This window comes from Photobacterium gaetbulicola (genome assembly GCF_003025515.1).
Taxonomy (GTDB): Bacteria; Pseudomonadota; Gammaproteobacteria; order Enterobacterales; family Vibrionaceae; genus Photobacterium; species Photobacterium gaetbulicola.
This window is the reverse complement of the sequence record NZ_PYME01000010.1, coordinates 72,440-93,442: the sequence shown is the minus strand read 5'-3', so window position 1 is coordinate 93,442 and position 21,003 is coordinate 72,440. Positions and strand designations below refer to the sequence as shown.

19 protein-coding genes are annotated in these 21,003 nt (G+C 48.6%); 15 read left to right on the top strand and 4 right to left on the bottom strand.

Annotated features, from left to right (window positions below):
- Window positions 1-139: 139 nt before the first annotated feature.
- Genes C9J03_RS10800 through C9J03_RS10790 form a run of 3 tightly spaced genes read right to left on the bottom strand, consistent with a single transcriptional unit; the run spans window position 140 to window position 4,034 of the window.
- Window positions 140-1,672, bottom strand: coding sequence for a sulfatase-like hydrolase/transferase (locus tag C9J03_RS10800; protein WP_044623160.1), 1,533 nt, complete (start codon window positions 1,670-1,672; stop codon window positions 140-142).
- 17 nt (window positions 1,673-1,689) lie between these two features.
- A complete protein-coding gene (locus C9J03_RS10795; RefSeq protein ID WP_052829751.1) occupies window positions 1,690-2,421 on the bottom strand; it encodes a DUF6250 domain-containing protein in 732 nt (243 codons plus the stop codon).
- Window positions 2,422-2,480: 59 nt separating this feature from the next.
- Window positions 2,481-4,034, bottom strand: a complete 1,554-nt coding sequence (locus C9J03_RS10790) for a sulfatase-like hydrolase/transferase (protein WP_231580718.1) — start codon at window positions 4,032-4,034, stop codon at window positions 2,481-2,483.
- 446 nt (window positions 4,035-4,480) lie between these two features.
- On the opposite strand from C9J03_RS10790, the gene agaR reads away from it, so the two are divergent.
- From agaR to C9J03_RS10730, 12 genes are all read left to right on the top strand, one after another.
- Window positions 4,481-5,257, top strand: coding sequence for a transcriptional repressor AgaR (gene agaR / locus C9J03_RS10785; protein WP_039462246.1), 777 nt, complete (start codon window positions 4,481-4,483; stop codon window positions 5,255-5,257).
- A 66-nt stretch (window positions 5,258-5,323) separates the two neighbouring features.
- Entirely contained in the window at window positions 5,324-6,601 is a 1,278-nt protein-coding gene (gene kbaZ / locus C9J03_RS10780) for a tagatose-bisphosphate aldolase subunit KbaZ (RefSeq protein ID WP_044623162.1), read from the top strand.
- A 16-nt stretch (window positions 6,602-6,617) separates the two neighbouring features.
- Window positions 6,618-7,775, top strand: a complete 1,158-nt coding sequence (locus C9J03_RS10775; RefSeq protein WP_044623163.1) for an SIS domain-containing protein — start codon at window positions 6,618-6,620, stop codon at window positions 7,773-7,775.
- Window positions 7,776-7,806: 31 nt separating this feature from the next.
- Window positions 7,807-8,307, top strand: a complete 501-nt coding sequence (gene agaV / locus C9J03_RS10770) for a PTS N-acetylgalactosamine transporter subunit IIB (RefSeq protein ID WP_039462235.1) — start codon at window positions 7,807-7,809, stop codon at window positions 8,305-8,307.
- 48 nt (window positions 8,308-8,355) lie between these two features.
- On the top strand, window positions 8,356-9,123 hold the full coding sequence (gene agaW, locus C9J03_RS10765) for a PTS N-acetylgalactosamine transporter subunit IIC (protein WP_039462232.1): 768 nt from the start codon (window positions 8,356-8,358) through the stop codon (window positions 9,121-9,123).
- Window positions 9,113-10,003, top strand: a complete 891-nt coding sequence (locus tag C9J03_RS10760) for a PTS system mannose/fructose/sorbose family transporter subunit IID (RefSeq protein ID WP_044623164.1) — start codon at window positions 9,113-9,115, stop codon at window positions 10,001-10,003. Before agaW ends, C9J03_RS10760 begins: the two co-directional genes overlap by 11 nt.
- A 213-nt stretch (window positions 10,004-10,216) precedes the next feature.
- Complete coding sequence (gene agaF / locus C9J03_RS10755) at window positions 10,217-10,660, top strand: PTS galactosamine/N-acetylgalactosamine transporter subunit IIA (RefSeq protein WP_044623165.1); 444 nt, start codon at window positions 10,217-10,219, stop codon at window positions 10,658-10,660.
- Window positions 10,661-10,662: 2 nt separating this feature from the next.
- Window positions 10,663-11,811 (top strand): N-acetylglucosamine-6-phosphate deacetylase, encoded by a 1,149-nt coding sequence (gene nagA / locus C9J03_RS10750; protein WP_044623166.1) that lies wholly within the window; start codon window positions 10,663-10,665, stop codon window positions 11,809-11,811.
- 41 nt (window positions 11,812-11,852) lie between these two features.
- On the top strand, window positions 11,853-12,683 hold the full coding sequence (kduI, locus tag C9J03_RS10745; protein ID WP_039462733.1) for a 5-dehydro-4-deoxy-D-glucuronate isomerase: 831 nt from the start codon (window positions 11,853-11,855) through the stop codon (window positions 12,681-12,683).
- 78 nt (window positions 12,684-12,761) lie between these two features.
- Entirely contained in the window at window positions 12,762-13,526 is a 765-nt protein-coding gene (gene kduD, locus C9J03_RS10740) for a 2-dehydro-3-deoxy-D-gluconate 5-dehydrogenase KduD (RefSeq protein ID WP_039462219.1), read from the top strand.
- An 11-nt stretch (window positions 13,527-13,537) separates the two neighbouring features.
- Window positions 13,538-14,617, top strand: a complete 1,080-nt coding sequence (locus C9J03_RS10735) for a glycoside hydrolase family 88/105 protein (protein ID WP_044624452.1) — start codon at window positions 13,538-13,540, stop codon at window positions 14,615-14,617.
- A gap of 100 nt (window positions 14,618-14,717) precedes the next feature.
- Window positions 14,718-15,443 carry a CBM9 family sugar-binding protein gene (locus C9J03_RS10730; protein WP_044623167.1) on the top strand — a complete coding sequence of 242 codons (726 nt, stop codon included), beginning with the start codon at window positions 14,718-14,720 and terminating at the stop codon, window positions 15,441-15,443.
- Between the two features lie 620 nt (window positions 15,444-16,063).
- On the opposite strand, the gene C9J03_RS10725 is transcribed toward C9J03_RS10730, so the two are convergent.
- Window positions 16,064-17,056 (bottom strand): AraC family transcriptional regulator, encoded by a 993-nt coding sequence (locus C9J03_RS10725; RefSeq protein ID WP_044623168.1) that lies wholly within the window; start codon window positions 17,054-17,056, stop codon window positions 16,064-16,066.
- Between the two features lie 177 nt (window positions 17,057-17,233).
- Here C9J03_RS10725 and C9J03_RS10720 point away from each other — a divergent pair, with 177 nt between their 5' ends.
- The 3 genes from C9J03_RS10720 to C9J03_RS10710 all read left to right on the top strand — a co-directional run bounded on the left by C9J03_RS10720 (window position 17,234) and on the right by C9J03_RS10710 (window position 20,641).
- Window positions 17,234-18,613 carry a metal-dependent hydrolase family protein gene (locus C9J03_RS10720; protein WP_052829752.1) on the top strand — a complete coding sequence of 460 codons (1,380 nt, stop codon included), beginning with the start codon at window positions 17,234-17,236 and terminating at the stop codon, window positions 18,611-18,613.
- Window positions 18,614-18,703: 90 nt separating this feature from the next.
- Window positions 18,704-19,336 (top strand): DUF3299 domain-containing protein, encoded by a 633-nt coding sequence (locus C9J03_RS10715; protein ID WP_044623169.1) that lies wholly within the window; start codon window positions 18,704-18,706, stop codon window positions 19,334-19,336.
- A gap of 60 nt (window positions 19,337-19,396) precedes the next feature.
- A complete protein-coding gene (locus tag C9J03_RS10710) occupies window positions 19,397-20,641 on the top strand; it encodes a carbohydrate porin (protein ID WP_044623170.1) in 1,245 nt (414 codons plus the stop codon).
- Window positions 20,642-21,003 lie beyond the last annotated feature (362 nt).

Genomic DNA, 21,003 nt, shown 5'->3' with positions numbered 1-21,003 from the left:
ATACCTCAATATTACGTACTGAGTCAAATAATTATATTAAATCCCAGGTTGTGTTGTTGCCTATATGTATTAGGCAGTGGGCTCGATTGACGAGCCCATTTTTGTTTTTTGCGATTACCTAGCCAATCTGCGGCGCCGTTTAAGTCACTGTTTCAGCCTCTTTGGCTTTGAGGTAGGCGTCTAGGGCACAGTCGCCGTGATGATGCTGGTAGCCCGGCGTGTGGTGGCGCCAGGCTGGATCGATGCTGGTTGCTTGGGTCTTGAAGGGATCGATTTGCTCGTGGGTGTAATGAGTAAAACGCTCCCTGTATTTATCAAGCAAGTCCCGGTAAGCCGGATCGTTGGCCAGGTTCTGGCGTTCGCCTGGGTCACGAACCAGATCGAAAAGCTCTTCGCCTCCTTCCTGGTAGACGGTGTATTTATGGGTTTTAGTACGGTACATCCGAGCGGGTTCGATGGTAGTTTCGCGGCTGGTGTACCACTGGCTGACGACGGCATCTCGCCAGTCCCGAGGCGCATTTCCGTCCAGCAGCGGTAGTACACTTCGGCCATAGAGTTGCTCGGGAATACGCAAGCCGGCATAGTCGCACAAGGTAGGGACTAAATCACAGAGTGAAACCAGTTCGTCACTGTGTTGGTTTTGCGGTATACCGGGACCCATCATCACAAATGGTACGTTGGTTGCTTCTTCATAGAAAAAATTCATTTTGGTGACTTGACGGTGGCTACCCATGGCATCGCCGTGATCACTGAAGAAGACAATCAGCGTATTGTCTGCAGCATCTGATTGTGCGAGGGCATCCAGTACCTTCTTGATACTGTTGTCGCCCATACGGGTGTAATGGTAGTAGGCTGCAAGATACTGCTGGTAATTGAGCGGATCCCAATGGGCGGCTTCGTGCATGCGGTGATGTCCGCAGCAAAGGTACTGGATGGCTTTCGGCCGGTTGGTGATAGGATCGAGGTTTTCAAAGTTATCACGCAATGGCGGTAGCGGACCGATGCCCGGGATATCACCATGAGGTCCGGCAAACGCACCCACCCAGCCGCAAATATTGTGCGGGTTGTTGAAATCGACGGCCATGATAAAAGGCTTGTCGTGTTTTTTGCGCAAGAACGCCACACTTTCCTGCTCGGCATAGAGATCTTCCCGCGAGTCATAGTTCACCGGAAAGGCCTCGGGGGCATCCATGTCCATTTCTATTTGTTCCGCACAGTCGAAACCGCGCAGGGAGCCGAAGTCATGGCGCTTGCCGAAATGGACCGCATCATAGCCCGCTTCTCGGAACAGCTGGCCGAGGGTCGGCATTGACGAGGGGATATTGGGGCTGTTGTTACCGTGCACGCCGTTCTGGTGCGGTAGCCGCCCGGTCCAGAACGAAGCACGGGAAGGGCCGCATAATGGATAGGCGGTATAAGCGGCGTTGAAACGGGTGCCTTGCGCAATGAGCTGGTCGATAGCCGGGGTCGACACATCACGGTTGCCATAGCCGCCTATTGCATGGCGGGAAAGCTGGTCAGCTGTAATGATAAGGATATTCTTTGGCTTGCTCGCGCGGTCGGACGCAGGCGCGGCAGCAGCAGGGGACGGCTTGAGCATAACAGCCGACGTGCTGCTGGCTGCTGCGGCCCCGGCAACACCCTTAATAAAGTTGCGGCGAGATAATGACATTGTTTACTTCCTTTAAACTAGCCTTCATGTTCCATATTCAGTGAATACACTTTGAAGTTGTCGATTTTCAGATGGCTTTTCCAGGTCCGAAAGCCGAACTTGCCTGATTTAAACTGCTCTTCATCATTGATTTCGTATAGCTTTTGGTTGTTGCTAAAGACCAGGATCTGGTCATCAAGGCTGACGATTTTAATATTGGTCGGCTGATTAGGGATATTCATGAACTGCTTGTCGGTGACATCGAACTCAGGCAGTAGCGGGCGGGTGCCATCGCCAGGGTAACGACGAAAACGTGTCGTGCTATTGTCATTGGCACCGTAGCCGATGTAATAGAGTTGCATCGGATCGTATTTTCGCATGTCACCGGCGCGCCAGTCGGATTTGGCAAAAAAGTCCTGGCTGCCTGGCTCTTGGGCCATCCAAAAGAAATTAAGATCGGTACCGCGGTCATTGGGGCCGCCAGCGACAACCACCGTGCCATCGAACTCGATCACTGACGGCGTGCTTATGCTGTGCCTGAACCATACGGTAGTGCCGGCAGCGTCATCAATATCTAGCGCTGCTTGCTTGATGCTAACCTCTGATACGGCCGATTTCTCTACGACCCATTGGGATAGGTTTTGGTTGAAAGTGTCACTATAGATCAAAGTGCCTTTTTGTTGGATAAGTGCCTCTGGGTTGTCTATTGCGTATGTCGGTAGGCTGCATCCCATCGTGATGGCCAGTAGAGCGACTTTAAATTTTTGCATGGGTTTCTCTTCTCATGTTGGTGATCGGTAACTCCCGGCGCATGGCCGGGAGTGGTCTGTTAGGTAAAAGCTTTGAGTACGCTGGCTGGGACTTCGGCCGGGCGCCACGGGTCACCGGTATGCTCAAGCCACGGCAGCAGCTCTTCTTCGATCAGTTGGTTGATCAAGGCATCGTTGCCCTCGGCAATATTGGCCATCTGGTAAGGGTCGTTGACGTTGTCGTGTAAGACGTATGTCAGAGGTTTGCCGATTTTGCGATCGACCATCAGGGTGTAGTGGTCGGTACGGATCCCGCGGCGGCCGTAGGACTGGGCGCCGTAGGGTACGAAAGTGTAGAGTTGCGATGTCGGACGGGTATCGCCATTTTCACCGCGTACGGTTTTGGCAAAGTTTGTGCCTTCAACACTGTCTGGAATTTGCTGATCCATACCCATCAGGCCAAACATCGTCGGGAAGATGTCCGGTGCCGAAAATAGCAGGTTGTCCTGGCGCGGGGACAATTTGCCCGGCCAGCGGAACATCATCGGGATCCGCATTGATTCTTCGTAGTGGACATTCTTGGTCGGGTTGCCATTGGCACCCAGGCAGCAGCCATGGTCAGAGAAGAAGATCACCAAGGTATCTTCGGCTAGGTTGAGGCGGTCAAGTTCATTAATAATGCGGCCAAATTGTTCATCCACACCATTGATCATAGCCATGTACTCTTTGAAGTACTTCGGCCCGTAACCGTCTTGGTAGTCTTTGTCCCATACCACATTCGGCCGGGTATTGAGTGATTCGGACGTTTCGCCGCTGAAGCGATCCAAGTATTTTTGAGGAACTTGATCATAAGGGGAGTGCGGCGGGTTCATGGAGACGACCAGAGTAAAGGGCTTGTCACTGTCGCGATACTTGCCGTTTTCGTTTCGAAGGTACTTTATGGCGATGTCAGCTTCATGCTCCGGACTCCACTGGTTGATTTGCAGCGGTTTGTCCCTCGGGGTGTCGTTGGTCCAGTAAATAGGGTTCATGTGAAGGTCGTAGGTACCGTATGAATACCAGAAATCGAAACCGTGGCGGCGGTCGGGGGCCGTCCAGTCATTCCAGTAGCGGCCTTCCATCGGGTTGTTGTAGCTCGGCACAAACGGTGCTTCCGGTGCGTCGAGGTGCCACTTGCCGATATAGCCCATGCTGTAGCCTTGCTTTTTCATGATATCTGACCAGGTCAGGGTATTTTTCTTCAACTCAATACCGAAGTCTTTGCCGCCGAAGTTTCCAGGCATAGCGGTATGGCTGTTGCCTTGGATCCCGTTGCGGTAAGGATACTGACCTGTCATCAACATGCCACGGAACGGAGTACAAAGCGGGAAGTTGGATACGGCCTGATCCAGTACCACACTTTGCTTAGCAAATTTGTCTAGATATGGAGTTAATGAGCGGTCCTGATTCATAAAGCCAAGCGACTGGGTACGAAACTCATCAGGGAAGATGATCAACAGGTTTGGCTTTTTACTTTCGTTTTTGGCGGTAACCACCGGTTGATTGCCCGTAAGTGAACTGCAGGCTGGCGTTGCAGCCACAGCCCCTGTGACAGCAATGCCTTTTAAAAGGTCACGGCGTGATATCGACATCATTAGTCTCCTTTAATTTAAGATACCATTTGCATATAAAGTGTGATGAAGACGGAAAAAGAAAGTAATTTAATTTCCTTTTCTTACGTTTTGGTGTTTTTATAGCGCTATCGTAAACTAACGAAAGCGTGTTGACGCAGTTGCTGATCACAAAAGAAGACATTGACTTGTCAAATGCTTTCAAAGTGAAACGCCTTATGTTTTGCTTTGCGGGTTGATTTACGATAAATTTACTTTTACTGGCAGTTATTTATGCAAATCTAGTGATAGTCAGCTTTCGTAGTGCTGCTTTTTCTTTTACTCGAAAGTTTGCGTAAATAAATAGGTAAGTTAACGAAAGTGTGTGAAAGAGATCGCAAGTTTGTATTCTTCCCATTGTGCCTTTTGTTTTTGATTGTAAGCTTATATCGAAACCAAACGAAAGCTTGGTTTCAACAGGAGACTAAATAATGAAAAGTGCTGTCGAAAGGCGAATGGAAATCGTCAACGTGGTAAACCAAGAAGGTAAAGCCCGTGTCGAGGACCTAGCTTCTAGATTTAGTGTCTCCAGTGTCACTATCCGCAGTGATCTGAGTTTTTTGGAAAAGAATGGTTATGTTGTGCGTTCGCACGGTGCCGCAATTCCGAATACCGGTGTCATTGCTGAGCTGACCGTACATGAAAAGCGTCGTCAAAATGCCGGATTGAAAGCGGTATTGGGACAAGCAGCGGCCGAGCTGATCGAAGATGGTGACACAGTCATTCTGGATTCGGGTACTACTACACGCGAAATTGCCTCAAGCCTGAGCAATGTCGAGGATGTAGTGGTAATGACCAATGGTCTGGATGTGGCTATGGAGTTGTCGTCAAAACCGGGTATTGAGGTATTGATGACCGGTGGTGTGCTTCGTAAGAAGGCATTGTCTTTTTCGGGTTCACAGGCTGAGAACGGGTTGAAAAACTATCGCTTTGATAAAGTGTTCTTGGGTGTGGATGGCTTTGATCTAAGATCGGGGATTACAACTCACAACGAGCAGGAAGCAAGTCTGAACCGCTTGATGTGTGAAATTTCCGAACATGTTATTGCTATTGCGGATTCCAGCAAGTTTGGTAAACGCAGCTGTCATATGATCCGAGAGTTCGGTCAGATTGACACCCTGGTAACAGATTCCGGTATTCCGGAAGAGTACCTCCAGGGTTTGCGAGACATGAAAGTGAATGTGATCATTGTTGAAAAGACAGATTAAATCCTTCCTATAAGCGATGTGCTAACTCCATAGCAGCAGACCAGATGCTGATTGTGGAGTTAGTACATGAACACCCTTCTTGATATCGTAAAACGTCACAAGGCTGGCGGCAGAAACGGGATATATTCTGTTTGTTCGGCGCATCCATTTGTGATTGAAGCTGCGATACGTCAAGCCAAGCAAGACAATTCGCCGTTGCTGATTGAAGCAACGTCAAACCAGGTGGATCAATTCGGTGGCTATACCGGTATGACACCGGTTGATTTTCGAAACTTTGTCCTTGATCTTGCCGAACAACTGGCCTTTCCTTCAGAGCGCTTGATACTGGGTGGTGACCATCTTGGTCCAAATCGCTGGCAGGATTTGCCTGCTGATCAGGCAATGGATAATGCCGATGCACTGATTGCGGCCTATGTGGCTGCCGGTTTTAAGAAAATACACCTTGATTGCAGCATGTCCTGTGCTGGCGATCCTGTGCCACTGGCCGATGAAGTGGTGGCCGAGCGGGCTGCCCGTCTTGCTACCGTGGCTGAAGAGACCGCGATAAACAGCTTCGGCTCCAGTGATGTTGTTTATGTTATCGGCACCGAAGTACCGGTACCGGGCGGGGCCGCGGAGTTACTCGAAGGGGTCGAGGTGACTCACCCGGAGGCGGCACAGAAAACCATCCAATGCCACCTGATGGCTTTTGAGCAAGCTGGTGTTGCCGATTGCTGGCAGCGCGTGATTGGCTTGGTCGTCCAACCGGGGGTTGAGTTTGATCATACCGGCGTTATTGATTATTGCCCGGAGAAAGCCCAGGCGCTCAGCCGGGTGATTGATGAATACCAGCACATGGTGTTCGAGGCGCACTCGACGGATTATCAGCCTGCGCAGGCTTACCAAGATTTAGTACGGGATCATTTTTCAATTCTGAAAGTAGGCCCAGCGCTGACTTTTGCCATGCGTGAAGCGCTATTTAACCTATGCGCAATCGAAGAAGAGATGGTTCCGAAGGCCCATTGCTCGAATTTAAAAGAACATATCGAACAAACCATGTGTATCGAGCCCGGGTTCTGGCAGAAATATTATCATGGCGATGCCAATCAACAACGCTTTGCTCGTTGCTACAGCTTTAGTGACCGTATTCGTTACTACTGGCCCGATGAAAAAATTCAACAGGCTCAAGCAAAGCTATTTAGCAATCTGTCACAGCAACCAATGCCATTGCCGCTAATTAGCCAATATTTACCTGAGCAGTTCCATGCTTTGAGAAATGGTGAAATAGAAAATACACCTAAAGATTTCGTAATTAACAAAGTACAGCAAGTACTTCGTATTTATTCTGCAGCTTGTGAGTTTTAATATAATAGGGCATACCATGAAATATTTAGATCTTGACCATAAAGATCTCGAAAGCTTAAAGGCTTTTTGGACTGCAAAAGAAATTCAGCAACAACCTGAGTGCTGGAGAAAAACATTGTCAATCGTGACCGAGTGTCAAGCCGTGAGCAAGGCATTTCTGGCACCACTCTATAGCAAGCCGAATTTGCGCATTGTATTGACCGGGGCGGGTACGTCTGCTTTTGCCGGACGAGCATTGGCACCGGCGCTGTCAAAGGTGCTTGATCGTCGCGTTGAAGCCATCGCTTCTACCGATATTGTATCGAACCCTTATCAGTATTTTGCTGAAGATATTCCGACACTTGTTGTTTCATTTGCGCGTTCTGGCAACAGTCCTGAAAGTGTTGCAGCGGTTGATTTGGCCAACCAGCTGCTAACCGAGTGTTATCACCTGGTGCTGACCTGTAACGGTGAAGGGCAACTGTACGAAAGATGCAGGAACGACGCGGGCTCGCTGGCGATTTTGATGCCGGCTGAAACAAATGATAAGTCTTTCGCGATGACGTCAAGTTTCTCTTCTATGATGCTTGCAGCATTTTCGGTATTAACTTGTGACAACGATTACTCGAAAGAAATTGAAAGTATTTGTAAGCAATCTGAGGCTTTGATCAAAGAAATTAATTCTTCTATCAGTATAATCGCTAATAAGAATGCAAAACGAGTTATTTATTTGGGCAGTGGATGCCTGCAGGGTTTGGCCCAGGAGTCAGCACTGAAGCTTCTGGAGCTAACGGCAGGGAATGTTGTGGCAATGTTCGATTCCCCACTTGGCTTTAGACATGGACCAAAATCGATAGTTGATAATGAAACATTAGTTGTTGTCTTTATTTCTAATAACCCATATACGCGTAAGTATGATTTGGACTTATTAGCCGAACTGCGCCGGGACAAAATTGCTTCTCAAGTATTAGCAATTACGGCACAGCAAGACGATACGGTTACTGATGGCGACTTTATTAATATTAACGGTATGGATAATGCCAGTGATGTAGAATTAATATTCCCATATTTAATCATTGCTCAAGTTTACGCTTTCCATCACTCATTGAAATTAGGAAATACGCCGGACAATCCTTGTCCGACCGGCGAGGTCAATCGTGTTGTTCAGGGTGTAACAATTCACGAATTCAATTAATAGCACAATAAATAAAAAAGGGTTTACTACTATGACGTCACCTAACATTGTTTGGACGCGTATCGATGAACGTCTTCTACATGGTCAAATTCGAATTACTTGGGGTAAACATACCGAGGCGAATTTAATTTTAGTGGCCAATGACGATGCAGCAGAAGGGCCGAATGCCGCCTTTATGCAAGCGGGTATGAAGGCCTCTGCCGGAGGGGAATACGCTGTACGTTTCTTCTCTATCCAGAAAACCATCGATGTGATCCACAAAGCATCGCCAAAGCAGAAGATTTTCATTCTGTGTAACAACCCTACCGATGTTGCCCGTTTGGTTGAAGGTGGCGTTCCTCTTACACACTGCAACGTAGGCAACATGCACTTCCACGAAGGCAAGCGCCAGATCGCCAAAACCGTATCGGTCGATGAGAAAGATATCGATGCCTTTGAGCGTATGGTAGCCAAAGGGGTGACGTGTACGGTGCAGAACACACCAGATCAAACGCCAGTCAATGTACTTGAATTGGCAAAACAAACTGCCTAAACGCAGGCAACATTCACGCTAAACAGAGATTTAAAAAAGGAATAAATCATGTTTTTTGAAGCTACGCTGGTCGCAATTTGGGCGTTCTTCTGTGGTATCGATAAATACGATGTCGCGTTGAACATCCACCGTCCGCTCATTACCGGCCCGGTTGTCGGGTTGATCATGGGTGATATGCAAATCGGTCTGATTGCCGGTGCCACCCTGGAGTTGGCTTGGTTAGGCCTAGTGCCAAATGCAGGGGCTCAGCCGCCTGATGTTACCTTGGGTACCATTGCTGCTGTTGCTTTCGCGGTGATGACTGGCCAGTCAGCGGAAGTCGCGATGGGTGTGGGTATGCCAATCGCCGTCTTGATGCAGATGCTGGTTATCGGTTTCTTCGCTCTGACAGCCTTCACGATGGGCAAAGCGGATCGCTTCGCCGAGCAGGGAGACTCTGATGGCATTGACCGCTTGCTGATCACCACAATTTCGCTGCGTGCCCTGATGTACTCACTGGTCGCCTTTATCACCGTGTACTTCGGTGAGCATGCTGCAACCTGGATTGATGAAAACGCACCAAAAGTTCTGCTAGAAGGTCTGGGCATCGGCGCCAAGATGGTTCCAGCAATCGGTTTTGCCATGTTGCTTAAAATCATGTGGTCGAAGGAAGTTGCGGGTGTGTTCTTTATCGGCTTCGTGATGACGACATACCTCAAGCTGCCAATCATGGCCGTGGCGGTCCTGGGCGCATCAGCCGCAGCACTGTACTACTTCTTCAGCGGTAACAATGGAACTAACAACAATCAAGTCGAGGAATTTGAAGATGGCATCTGATATCACCGCAGGCAAGCTAGCCGATAAAAACAGCAAGGTTGAAAGTCTGGTTGATGATATTGATTCATACGAAGACACAACGCCGCGCAAAGTAATTACCAAACGTGACCTGTGGATGTGTTCGCTACGCGGCCTGTTCATGGAAGGTAACTTTAACTTCGAGCGTATGCAGGCGGGTGGTTTTGCCTACTCGATTATCCCGGCGCTGAAAAAGATCCACGGCAATAACAAGCGTGACTTTGCCAAGTCTTTGAAGAACCATCTGCAGTTCTTCAACGCGAGCCCGAAACTGTTCACTTTCCTGCTTGGCACTGCCATTGCGATGGAAGAGAACAAGGAAAAACCATCAACCGTTAACGTGATGAAAGTGGCCGGTATGGGCCCGACAGGCGGGATCGGTGATGCGATTGACCACATGACCCTGATGCCGCTGACCCTAGCGCTGGGTGCGTCGATTGCGATGGAAGGCTCGATTGCTGGTCCGTTCGTGTTCTTCTTCTTGTACCAGATTGTTCACTTCGCTGTGTATTTCGGCCTGATGTTCATGGGCTACAAGGCCGGTACGGCCGCCATGGTGAACATGAGCGATGCTACCGAGAAGCTGGCGAAAGCGGCCAACATCATGGGTATCTTCGTGATTGGTGCGCTGTCGGCAACCTTTATCAGGGTGCAGACCACCGCCTCGGTAGAGCTCGGAGGCAAGGTTGTCGAACTGCAAGGTGCGCTATTTGACAAGATCATGCCGAACCTGCTGCCGCTGTGCTTGGTGTTCTTCATGTTCAAGATGGTGAAGGGCACCGGGTTCTGGGCTAAGCCGCCGGTACTTATCTTCTCCACCCTTGCTGCCGGTGTGGTAGGCCACTTCTTAGGCATTCTTTAACGGGTATGCGTTAACGCTAGGGGGGAGGTATCTCCCCCTTATGTTAACCAGTCATCTTCGAGTTATCAGCTTAAAGGTCTTGCTCTGTAGGGACATCTATCGAGTCACTGTTGTTTAAAGCTCTGGCCTTCAAGGTGCTAACTTCAAGTATTTCGCTTCAATGTTTTAGCTTCGGGTTATATCCCCAAGGATTTAAGTTTCAAGGATTTAAAAATGATTGGAATTGTAGTTTCTGGCCACATCAACTTCGCGACAGGCATGGCTTCGGCGGTCAAGGCCATTGCCGGCGACCAAGAGCAAATGGCATTTGTGGATTTTGTCGAATCGATGTCAACCGATGATCTGGAAGTGGCGCTGCGTGACGCGGCCAAGCAGGTCGACGGCGGGGAAGGGGTCTTGTTCCTGACTGATATTCCGGGCGGCTCACCGTGCAACCGTGCGATGGCGATCATGATGGATACCGATAATATCGAGCTGATTGCCGGGGTGAACCTCCCCATGATTGCCAATGCCGCGTTCGAGCGTGACGGTGCAAAACTGGACGAGTTGGTTGAAACCCTGCTGGAAATTGGTGGCTCATGCCTGCAGAACATGCGCAAAGAGCTGGAAGTCATGATGGCGCCACAGCCTGAACTGGAATGTGAAGACGGACTGTAATTATGCGTTATGCCTTGCTTGCCGATCAGGTTTTTACACCAGCGGGTATCGAAACCGGTAGTGCCGTAATTGTCGAAGATGGCCTGATTGCTGATGTTACATCATCCATACCGGCAGACTGCGAGGTGGTTCGCTTGGCCGGGCAGTCGATTATGCCGGGCTTTGTCGATATCCATATCCACGGCCGAAACGGCTTTGATGTGATGGATGCCACGGATACCGCGCTGCAGTCGATTTCCGATGCGCTGCCGCAAACCGGTGTGGTGGCTTGGGTCGGCACCACGGTAACGGCGCCATGGCAGGACATTATCGATGCCTTGGCTGCGGTTAGGCAGTTTACCGACCAACCGCAGCAACAAGGTGCCGAGCTTCTGGGGAGTTTTCTCGAAGGGCCGTATTTCACCGAGCCTCATCGCGGCTCTCATCCACCGGCCTTCCTGAAAGCGCCGACCGTTGCGGAGCTGGAGCAACTGAAAGAAACCGCAGGCGCCTCATTGTTGAGGGCGGCGCTGGCACCGGAATCCGAAGGGGCGATGGACGCGATCAGTTGGCTGTCGGCCCAGCATATAAAGCCATCCGTTGCCCATACTGATGCAACCTATGCCCAAGTGACCGAGGCGCACCAGCGCGGTGCTGACTGCGGGGTGCACCTGTTTAATGGCATGCGGGGGCTTCACCACCGCGAACCCGGTTGCTGCGGGGCCGTGCTGTATCACGACATGCTGGCCGAGCTGATTGCCGATGGGGTGCATGTTAACCCGGTGATGATGAACTTGGCGTACCGCATCAAGGGGTATCGCGGGATTGCGCTGATCACCGATTGCATGCGGGCTGGTGGCCTCAGTGATGGTGAGTACCAGCTTGGCGCGCAGATGATCTCAGTGACAAACGGAGAGGCCCGCAGCCCGTGTGGCTCGCTGGCAGGCAGCACCTGCAGTTTGGATCAGGCGGTGCGAAATATGGTGAACCTGACTGGTGTGCCGGTATGGGAAGCGGTGCAAATGGCGTCGTATGTCCCGGCCGTCTACCTCGGGCTGGCAGAGCGCCTGGGCAGCGTTGCCAAGGGGATGGAGGCCAGTTTGACCATGATGGATGCTGATCTTCAGGTGCAAGGAACAATGATCAAAGGGCAGTGGGCATTTAAGGCGTAAGTCAACGCTGCCCCTTTGCTAACAAGATGACAGAGGAAAAAATGGAAATTCGTCAACCAATTCACAGTGAGCATGCCAAGCAGTTGGATACCGCCGGTCTGCGTGAGCAGTTTTTGATCGAAGAGATGTTTCAGCTCGGCCAGCTCAACCTGACCTATAGCCACATTGACCGCATTATTGTCGGTGGTGCGGTACCGGCAGAGACAGCCCTGGAACTGGTCGGGGGCAAAGAGCTCGGCGTCGATTACTTTCTCGAGCGCCGGGAGCTCGGCGTGATCAATATCGGTGAGCCGGGCGTGGTCTGGGTCGATGGTGAAACGTTCGAAATCGGCAGCCGCGAAGCGCTTTATGTCGGGAAAGGGGCCAAAGAGGTTAAATTCAGCAGTATTTCGGCGCAAAAGCCTGCGCGCTTCTACATAAACAGCGCACCGGCCCATCATAGCTATCCGACCCGCAAGATCACCCGTGAGCAAGCGGCCCCGGAAACTCTGGGTAGCCAAGAGAACTGCAACGTCCGTACCATCAATAAGTATTTGCACCCATCGGTACTACCGACGTGCCAGCTTTCTATGGGGCTGACCGAGCTGGCACCGGGCAGCCTGTGGAATACCATGCCTTGCCATACCCACGAGCGTCGGATGGAAGTCTACCTCTATTTCAATATGCAAGCCGACAACCTGGTATTCCATTACATGGGAGAGCCGCAGGAAACGCGCCATATTGTTGTTCGCAACGAGCAGGCGGTGATCAGCCCGAGTTGGTCAATCCACTCCGGGGTCGGGACCGCGGCGTACACCTTCATCTGGAGCATGGTTGGCGAAAACCAGACGTTCCACGACATGGATCATGTCGCAATGAGCGACCTGAAGTAATTCCCCTGAATATCTTGCGCCATGGCATAGCCAACCTCGCGGCTTGCCATGTTGCAACCAAATAAATAGGAACTCCAAATGAATATGTTTGATCTATCCGGCAAAGTGGCCATCGTGACCGGTTGTGATACGGGCCTTGGTCAAGGCATGGCGGTTGGCCTGGCACAGGCTGGTGCTGATATCCTTGGTATTGGTTATGTCCCTGCTGAAGAAACACGCGAAAAAGTTGAAGCACTGGGCCGTAAGTTTCATTACATCACTGCCAACCTTATTTCTGATTCCAACAAAGAAGCGCTGAACGCTCTGGTTGACCAAGCGGTAACGGAAATGGGCCGTGTTGATATTCTGGTGAACAATGCCGGTATTATTCGCCGTGAAGATCTGCTGGATTTTTCAGAAGACAACTGGGATGACGTTATCGCCATCAACCAAAAAGCGGTTGTATTCCTGTCTCAAGCGGTTGCTAAGCACTTCATTGCCCAAGGTAATGGCGGCAAGATCATCAATATTGCTTCCATGCTGTCGTTCCAGGGCGGTATCCGTGTTATCTCCTACACGGCCTCCAAGTCGGCAGTCATGGGCATCACCCGCGCCCTAGCGACCGAACTGTCCCCTTACAACATTACTGTCAATGCCATCGCTCCGGGTTACATGGCAACCAATAACACTCAGGCACTGCGTGAAGATCAAGAGCGCAACAAGGCCATTTTGGAGCGTATTCCTGTTGGTCGCTGGGGGCTGCCATCGGATATGGCCGGTCCGGCTATCTTCCTGGCATCACCGGCTTCAGATTACGTAACAGGGTACACGCTCGCGGTCGATGGCGGCTGGTTGGCTCGATGATAGGTGGTGATATGACTGTGATAAAGGAAAAGGTATTACAGCAGCTGAAGCGGGTTTACCGCTACCAGGCTGCAAACCAGACTCGTTCGGTGATCCGCCGCAGCGGCGCGACGCGCTTCATTAAAGATACCGACTGGGAACGCGGGGTATTTTGGTCATGTGTGGCAGAAGCCTGGAAGGCAACCGACGATAGCGAATACCTTGACGGGGTGATGGGCTATACCTTGCACACAGGTTTTCGTACCGGTGCCTTTCCGCGTTTTGCCGATGACCATGTCTGTGCCCAAGCGTATCTGGATGTCTATCCGGTAATCAATATTCCTGAAGCGCTGGAGCCGACCATCAAGGCGTTCGACATCATGCTCGATGAGCCAAAGCCCGGCCATCGCGACTGGTGGTGGGTTGATTCTCTGTTCATGGCACCGCCTGCCTTCGCCGCGTTGTCGAAAGTAACGGGCGAGCGCAAGTATGTCGACTACATGCATACGGCGTTCTGGGATGCGGTTGATCACCTTTACGATCCGGACACTAAGTTGTTTTACCGTGACTACCGTTACATGCCAACAGAAGTCGGCCAGAAGTACCGTGATGAATTCGGTGACGGTGGCGCCGAGCTACGCGAAGCCAATGGCGAGAAGGTGTTTTGGTCACGAGGGATAGGCTGGATGCTGGCATCGGTACCGCGCTTGATGGCGCGCTTCCCGGCCGAGTTTGACCAGCAGCAACCGTACCTTGACCTGTTCAAGAATTTAGCTGCCGAAGTGATCAAATACCAGCAGGCCGATGGCTTCTGGCGCACCAGCCTGCTTGACCCAGACAGTTTCCCAGCCCCGGAGAGCAGCGCGACCTCCTTGTTCTGCTACGGGCTTGCCTGGGGGATCAATAACGGTCACCTCGATCGTGAAACCTACCTGCCTGTTGTCGAAAAAGCCTGGGCGGCACTGGAAAGCTGCATCCATGACAACGGCATGATGGGCTGGGTTCAGCTGCCGGCATTCAACCCGCGCGATGTGAAGTTCGACCACAACATCGATTATGGCGCAGGGGCGTTCCTGTTGGCGGCAACGCAGATGGCCTACTTGGTGGAATAACGGCCAAGGAATAATTAACCAAAACGTGAACAAGAAAAGCTGATGTTATTCAACGCAATAAGGTCAGCTTTTTTATAATTACCAAAAGAAGGATATAACAATGAAAAAGCTGTTGGGATTATCAGCCCTGTTAGTGGGCAGCGTCGTTGCCGGTCAAGCGGCAGCAGAAGAGGTGCAGCCTACCTATCACGTTCAGTATACCGAGCAGGCACCAGTGATTGACGGCAAGGGTGAGGATAGCGCATGGGCCGGGGCGAAAACATTGACCCAGTTTACGTTCCCTTGGCGGAGCGAAATGGCACCGGCAACCGAGTTCAAGGCGCTTTGGGACGAGCAGGCTTTTTACTTCCGCTATCGAGTAGCGGATAAGCACCTGGCCATTGGCACCGATCCTGAACGGGCTATTTTGGACTCTGATCGCGCGGAAATTTTCTTGGCCAAAGATGTAACGCTATCAAGCTACTACACCATGGAAATCGACCCGAAAGCCCGCGTGTTCAGTGCCAAGGCATCGTATGACACCAAAGCCAAGAAGCGTGCGTCACTCGATAGCAGCTGGCAATGGCCAGGGCTGGAAACCAAAGCCAGCATCAAGGATGATGGCTATATCGTAGAAGGCAAGCTGCCGCTTGCGACATTGGATAAATTGGGGCTGTGGCAGGATGACGATAAGTCAGAGCTACTGTGTGCTCTGATGCGCGCCGAATTTACCCCTTTGCCTGACGGCAGTCTGGATATGGGCTGGATGACCTGGGTTGACCCGAACACACCGAAACCTAATTTCCATAATCCAGGTACGTTCGGTAATTGTAAGTTAGTTAAGTAATTGGCTTCGGCTAGAAGGTTAATTCGGGAGCCTCTGTATTGTGACTAACGAGGGTGAGACACAGTGCAGGGGCTTTTTTTGTTCAGATCTTTAGCGACGTGAAGAGAAAATGGACGTTGAACAGTTAAGAGAGAAAATGCACCGCAAGGCATTGGAACAAGCACTCAAGGGTTATCGGCATAAAATAAGCAAAAAGCCGTACAAGACCACTTCCGTGGCATCTCAATGAGCACCGGTATGACGGCAACAGCGGCACCAACCAGACATACCGCCTGAGCCAGGGTCAAAGGAAAGAAAAGCCTTCCGTGTGAAGGCTTTTTTGTCATTGCAATATTCAGGCGAATAGATTTATGTGTTAATGATTTTAATATGATTAGTGTTGGCTGAAACCGCAAGTTTCCAGTGACACGAATAAGCTTTACACGAATAAGCTTTACTATATGACACATTTTTGGACATTTCCGAGTTAGCACCCTTTATAATTTAGAATTTCACAGATTAATCTCAGTAAGGCAAACTCGTACCAAAATAGGCTGTACGTTTACCATAGCAACGCCTTTGATTTATGGCTCATAAGCTTTTATGAAGTGAAGGATGGGTTGTGGCTGTAATAATAATTGTTAACTCTGCTCAATAAACTTTCTGTATTCTGTTGGACTAACGCCAGTATATTTTATGAAAGCACGCCAGAAGTTAGCTTGGTCAGAGTACCCCAGCTCAAGTGCTACCTCAGTTATACTGATGCTGGCATCGGTCAGGTGAGCTTTAGCCAACTCCATTCTATATTTTGTCGCGATTTCTCGAAAACTGGTATTGTTTTCTCTTAAGTTACGCTGGAGCCATCTTGGATGAACCCCTAACTGCTGAGCGCAAGCTTTCAACTCAAATCTTGTAGACCCATGCCCATATTTCATTAAATCATGGATCATCATAGACGGTTCGGTAGGAATGATTCGCTCATTTACCTCTGTCTTTATAAAATCATATGTATAGCTGATTGGTTGCAGTAGGATCTTTTTGGGTATAGCAATAGCGGTATGTATATGGCCCAGAGTAATATCACTTTCTCCAAGAAAAGAGCGTCCTACTCCTTGGATTAATTTTTTTGTTTGCATTCTTACTTTGGGTGGAACCCATGTATCACCAGCACCCAAACGTACGGTTTGTATCATCAAACCGATAACATGTTGCTCAACTTGTTCACAGCCTTCTGATAACCCTTTGATCCCTTCCCTTATAAACCACAAATCGTTTTTATCACCTTGAATCCTAAAAGTCGGTGCATTGGTCTGCTTTGGCATACTGCTAATAAACTTTTGTATTGCCTCATAAACAGTTGAAGAAGCGGTTAGAGAGCGGCCAAATTCCCCATAGCTTGTTAGTGCATTTCTCTGTGTAACTTGGAATCCGAAGTCGACGACACCCTCTCGCGCATAAGGTATATGGAGTAATTGCCAGACCGAGGGTTCATTGATGAGTTGATTAGGATTGCTGAGCCAATGTTCCTCGATTTTACACTTATGTAGCATGCTAGAAAGAGGCATGCCGATATCGATCATCTCCTTTATAAACGGCTGAACGTGACTCGTTCTTAACAAATAGCATTGTTTCATGGGTGCATCCTTACACTTCCGACCATGAGAGTCTTAATTTTAGAAAAATGTCGCCTTTTAACAAGCTGATGGTCTGAACTTGTACTAGATTCACTTTTATAAACTCTTGCGCATATAGTTCCCAGGCTCTATGGGGCTGGGCAACATGCGTATTTTATGCATTAGAAGGGGTTACCAATGAAATATGTTTTTCTGGCGTCAGCGCTGACTCTTACTGCATCTGTGACTTTCGCAAATGATGAGGCGCCATTACCTCAGACCATATTTGCTAACGTTGACATTTTTAATGGAACAGAAAATAAACTTTATGAAAATCATTACGTTCTTGTTGAGGGGAATAAGATAAAAACAATCTCACCTTCAGAGATTACAGCCCGTAATGATGCAAAAATCATTGATGGTTCAGGAAAAACGTTAACTCCAGGATTCATTGAGAACCATGCACACTTAATGCTTATGGGCCCCAGTTTACCGGCAATGGAAGCTGGATCCACATGGGAAGATTTTGCAATTCACGCAACAAGAATGGCCGAAATGTATTTGATGCAGGGATTCACCACGGTTCGCGATGCTGGTGGAGCCAACGGTGGATTGAGACGTGCCATTGATGCGGGAGACATTATTGGCCCCAGATATTACCCATCTGGGGCCTTTTTAAGTACTCGTGGTGGGCATGCAGATTTTGCTAACTTTTCCGCCCCCGTTGGAACGGAGTCCAACTTTGGACGATTAAATCTTGCTCAAGAAGTCGATAGTGTCGCTGAGGTGAAAAAGTATGGTCGGAACAATTTCCGAATGGGTGCGACACAACTGAAATACATGCAGTCAGGCGGTGTTGTTTCAGCTTTTGACCCTTGGCAGCTACTGGCGGGATCACCTGAAGAGCTGGCTGCTGCTGTGGCAGTTGCTGAAAGTTATGGCAGTTATGTGATGGCTCACTCGTATCGTAAGGAGGCGATTTTGGGAGCGCTAGAAGCGGGTGTGAAATCCATCGAACACGGGTTCGCATTTGATTGTGAGATAGCGGAAATTATGAATGAGAAAGGCGCTTATATCACAACAAACTTGACGGCCTTTGACCCTGGATTAATGGATATACCTTCGATTAAAAATGTGCCGTCTAGCTACCGTAAAGCAAAATCAGCATCGGAAACGTTCAAAGGATATATTCCAAACATGAAGAAATGCCCCGTGAAACGTGGCTTTCAAACCGATTGTGTAGGGTCTGTCGATGATTGCAATATTCAAATCGCTTATGAAAAAAAACTCAATCATGATTTCTTTGGTCCGTTTGAGTCAATGAAGACGTTAACTTCAATCGGTGGCGAAATATCTACTTTAACCGGTGATTTTACCAACCCATACCCTGAAGCTAAGTTGGGTGTCATTGAAGAAGGTGCGTATGCGGATATTTTACTTTTAGATGGTAATCCACTTGAAGATTTCTCGGTGGTGGGGACAGGAGATAAATGGTTCGGGGCAGATAAACGCCCAGATAGTCCTGAGACGATTAAACTCATCATGAAAGATGGTGTTATCTACAAAAACACACTTTAGCACTTAAACAGATCGCTCTCTTACAATGGGGAGCGATTTACTTTTTGAGTTCGACTAAGGATTGAGCTTCGGCATGTAAAGGTACCAAGTATGAAGAGAGTAATATTAGCATTTCTCACAGCAAGCTCGTTTGGTTGTTTTGCAACAGAAACCATAACTCTTGATTGGCTGAACCTAATACCAAAAACTGAGCCGGTGGCGCTATCTTTACCTGATTTGACTGACCAACAAAAAAACTATCTTCAGGAAGTTTTAACCCTGTCTCGGTACAGCACACCAGAATCCAAAGCAAGAATTAAAGCAGTTGAGGCATCTCTGAAAGAAGATGGCATTGATGCTTTTATGTATTTGAATATGCGTAATAAGTACATACAAGCCAAACAACGTGCAGCAGAAAGTGTGACTGATGCCTTCGATGGACAGCGGATAAAAATTCCTGGATTCCTGATCCCATTAGAATTCTCGGATGCAATGGTTTCAACCGATTTTCTTTTGGTGCCAGTAGCAGGTGCTTGTATTCATATGCCTCCTCCTCCTGCGAATCAAATCATTAGAGTTTCGTACCCTAAAGGGTTTCAAATTAGAACCGTACAGTTCCCGGTGTGGGTTGAAGGAACGATTACGTCAAACCTCCAGTCAGAAGATCTCTATATCATCGATGGGACAAGTCATGTCACCACGGGGTATACATTAGCAGCAACAGAAGTAATAGATTATGAATGACTTTAACCGATGTATATTTGGCTAAAGGAACAGACTGACTCGACTTGAAAGGACTTCAGTATGAACATGTGGTTTCTTACTCTTTCTATCGTAATACTCTCATTGAGTGTGATGGGTAAAACCTTTGCTGCTAACTTCGGTGGCCCTGATACCGTGGGTAATACTATTGCAAATCAGAAAACACAGCGACTCACTTGGCGCGAGCAATTAACGGCATCGGGTGTCACTTTTGGTTTAGACTACAACGTCATGGGTTTAACTTCACCTAATGGCGCTCAAGGCAATACGGTAGATTCTGCAAGTGGTGTATTACGCTTTTATGGTCAGTGGGATCTGGTTGGTAGAAATTCTACAAACACTGGCGGACTAGTATGGAAAATCGAACATAGACATGCATTTACAGATTACGCGCCAAAACAGTATGCATTCCTGTCTGACCTCAATGGTAAAGAGGGTTTGGGATACATCGGAATGATTCAACCTGCTTATAGCGATCAGGGCGGTCGTATGACCAACTTTCACTGGAAACAACGCTTTAATAGCGATAAGACTTCTCTTATCGTTGGTTTTCAAGACGTCACTGACTACGTTGATGCATATGCCTTAGCAAGCCCTTGGACTGGATTTTATAACCTTGCGTTTCAGACCGGTTCAGGAGCAATAGGTTTGCCTGACGATGGATTACTCGCCCTTTCTGTCGGGCACATGATTATAGAGAATTATTACCTCATAGCAGGGGTAGCTGATGCGAACGGCCGTTCAGATATTAATGATATTTTTGATGGCTTTGACAGTTTTTTCAATGATAACGACTATTTCACTACACTCGAGTTGGGTTGGACAGTCTCCCAAGAGCAAATCTATACCGACAATATTCATCTGACTTATTGGCATATTGATGCCACATTTAATGATGATGGCTCAGTACGACACAGCGCTAAGGGCAGCCAAGGTTTAAATTACTCATTAAGTTACTTTACCACGCCGCAAATCATGCCCTTTCTTCGCGGAGGATTCTCTTTTCAGGGAGACGCTGCGCTTTATGAAACCTCTATCTCGGTTGGCTTTGGTTACTTTGGCCTAGGATCTGATAACAACAATCTTGGTGTTGCTCTTAACTGGAGCCAAGCAAACGAAGAGTCTTGGGGAACAGATGATAGTCAAACAGTACTAGAGGTATACTACAACATGCAGTTTGGCGACTATTTTCAAGTAACCCCTGACTTTCAATGGATTAATGGGCCTATTTTATCACGAGAGAGTAATACTTACGTGTTTGGGTTACGCGGAAGATTGTTCATTTAAGACACTAGTTGTTGGTGGCTTAACCAGAACTGAATAAAACGGTTATCGGTATGTTATGTACACATTCGTGATGCTCATGTGGCCTTGAATATCTTCACTCAAATCAAGACACACATGGTCATTAAGTTAGAACGAACGATGCTATCAATTGAAGATACATGAAAAAGACTCTGAGTTGATAATTCAAAACCGAGATAAATCCATAACCCATGAAATCTTCCCACTTTACAATTTGACCTTTCATCATAACCCTCAATTAACACTTGACTATGGACCAACTGAATAGGTACTTGGGCTCAAAATGACGATATTAGATAAATTAAGTCAAAAGGCTAAGGAGGTATTACTGCTTTTGATAGTGC

Excerpts from the sequence above, each read along its gene's own strand:
- agaV (WP_039462235.1), top strand. The coding sequence starts at position 7,807 with ATGACGTCACCTAACATTGTTTGGACGCGTATCGATGAACGTCTTCTA.
- C9J03_RS10800 (WP_044623160.1), bottom strand. The coding sequence starts at position 1,672 with ATGTCATTATCTCGCCGCAACTTTATTAAGGGTGTTGCCGGGGCCGCA.
- C9J03_RS10730 (WP_044623167.1), top strand. The coding sequence starts at position 14,718 with ATGAAAAAGCTGTTGGGATTATCAGCCCTGTTAGTGGGCAGCGTCGTT.
- C9J03_RS10720 (WP_052829752.1), top strand. The coding sequence starts at position 17,234 with ATGAAATATGTTTTTCTGGCGTCAGCGCTGACTCTTACTGCATCTGTG.
- kbaZ (WP_044623162.1), top strand. The coding sequence starts at position 5,324 with ATGAACACCCTTCTTGATATCGTAAAACGTCACAAGGCTGGCGGCAGA.
- agaR (WP_039462246.1), top strand. The coding sequence starts at position 4,481 with ATGAAAAGTGCTGTCGAAAGGCGAATGGAAATCGTCAACGTGGTAAAC.
- C9J03_RS10760 (WP_044623164.1), top strand. The coding sequence starts at position 9,113 with ATGGCATCTGATATCACCGCAGGCAAGCTAGCCGATAAAAACAGCAAG.
- C9J03_RS10790 (WP_231580718.1), bottom strand. The coding sequence starts at position 4,034 with ATGATGTCGATATCACGCCGTGACCTTTTAAAAGGCATTGCTGTCACA.
- C9J03_RS10715 (WP_044623169.1), top strand. The coding sequence starts at position 18,704 with ATGAAGAGAGTAATATTAGCATTTCTCACAGCAAGCTCGTTTGGTTGT.
- kduD (WP_039462219.1), top strand. The coding sequence starts at position 12,762 with ATGAATATGTTTGATCTATCCGGCAAAGTGGCCATCGTGACCGGTTGT.
- kduI (WP_039462733.1), top strand. The coding sequence starts at position 11,853 with ATGGAAATTCGTCAACCAATTCACAGTGAGCATGCCAAGCAGTTGGAT.
- C9J03_RS10725 (WP_044623168.1), bottom strand. The coding sequence starts at position 17,056 with ATGAAACAATGCTATTTGTTAAGAACGAGTCACGTTCAGCCGTTTATA.
- nagA (WP_044623166.1), top strand. The coding sequence starts at position 10,663 with ATGCGTTATGCCTTGCTTGCCGATCAGGTTTTTACACCAGCGGGTATC.
- C9J03_RS10775 (WP_044623163.1), top strand. The coding sequence starts at position 6,618 with ATGAAATATTTAGATCTTGACCATAAAGATCTCGAAAGCTTAAAGGCT.
- agaF (WP_044623165.1), top strand. The coding sequence starts at position 10,217 with ATGATTGGAATTGTAGTTTCTGGCCACATCAACTTCGCGACAGGCATG.
- agaW (WP_039462232.1), top strand. The coding sequence starts at position 8,356 with ATGTTTTTTGAAGCTACGCTGGTCGCAATTTGGGCGTTCTTCTGTGGT.
- C9J03_RS10795 (WP_052829751.1), bottom strand. The coding sequence starts at position 2,421 with ATGCAAAAATTTAAAGTCGCTCTACTGGCCATCACGATGGGATGCAGC.
- C9J03_RS10735 (WP_044624452.1), top strand. The coding sequence starts at position 13,538 with ATGACTGTGATAAAGGAAAAGGTATTACAGCAGCTGAAGCGGGTTTAC.
- C9J03_RS10710 (WP_044623170.1), top strand. The coding sequence starts at position 19,397 with ATGAACATGTGGTTTCTTACTCTTTCTATCGTAATACTCTCATTGAGT.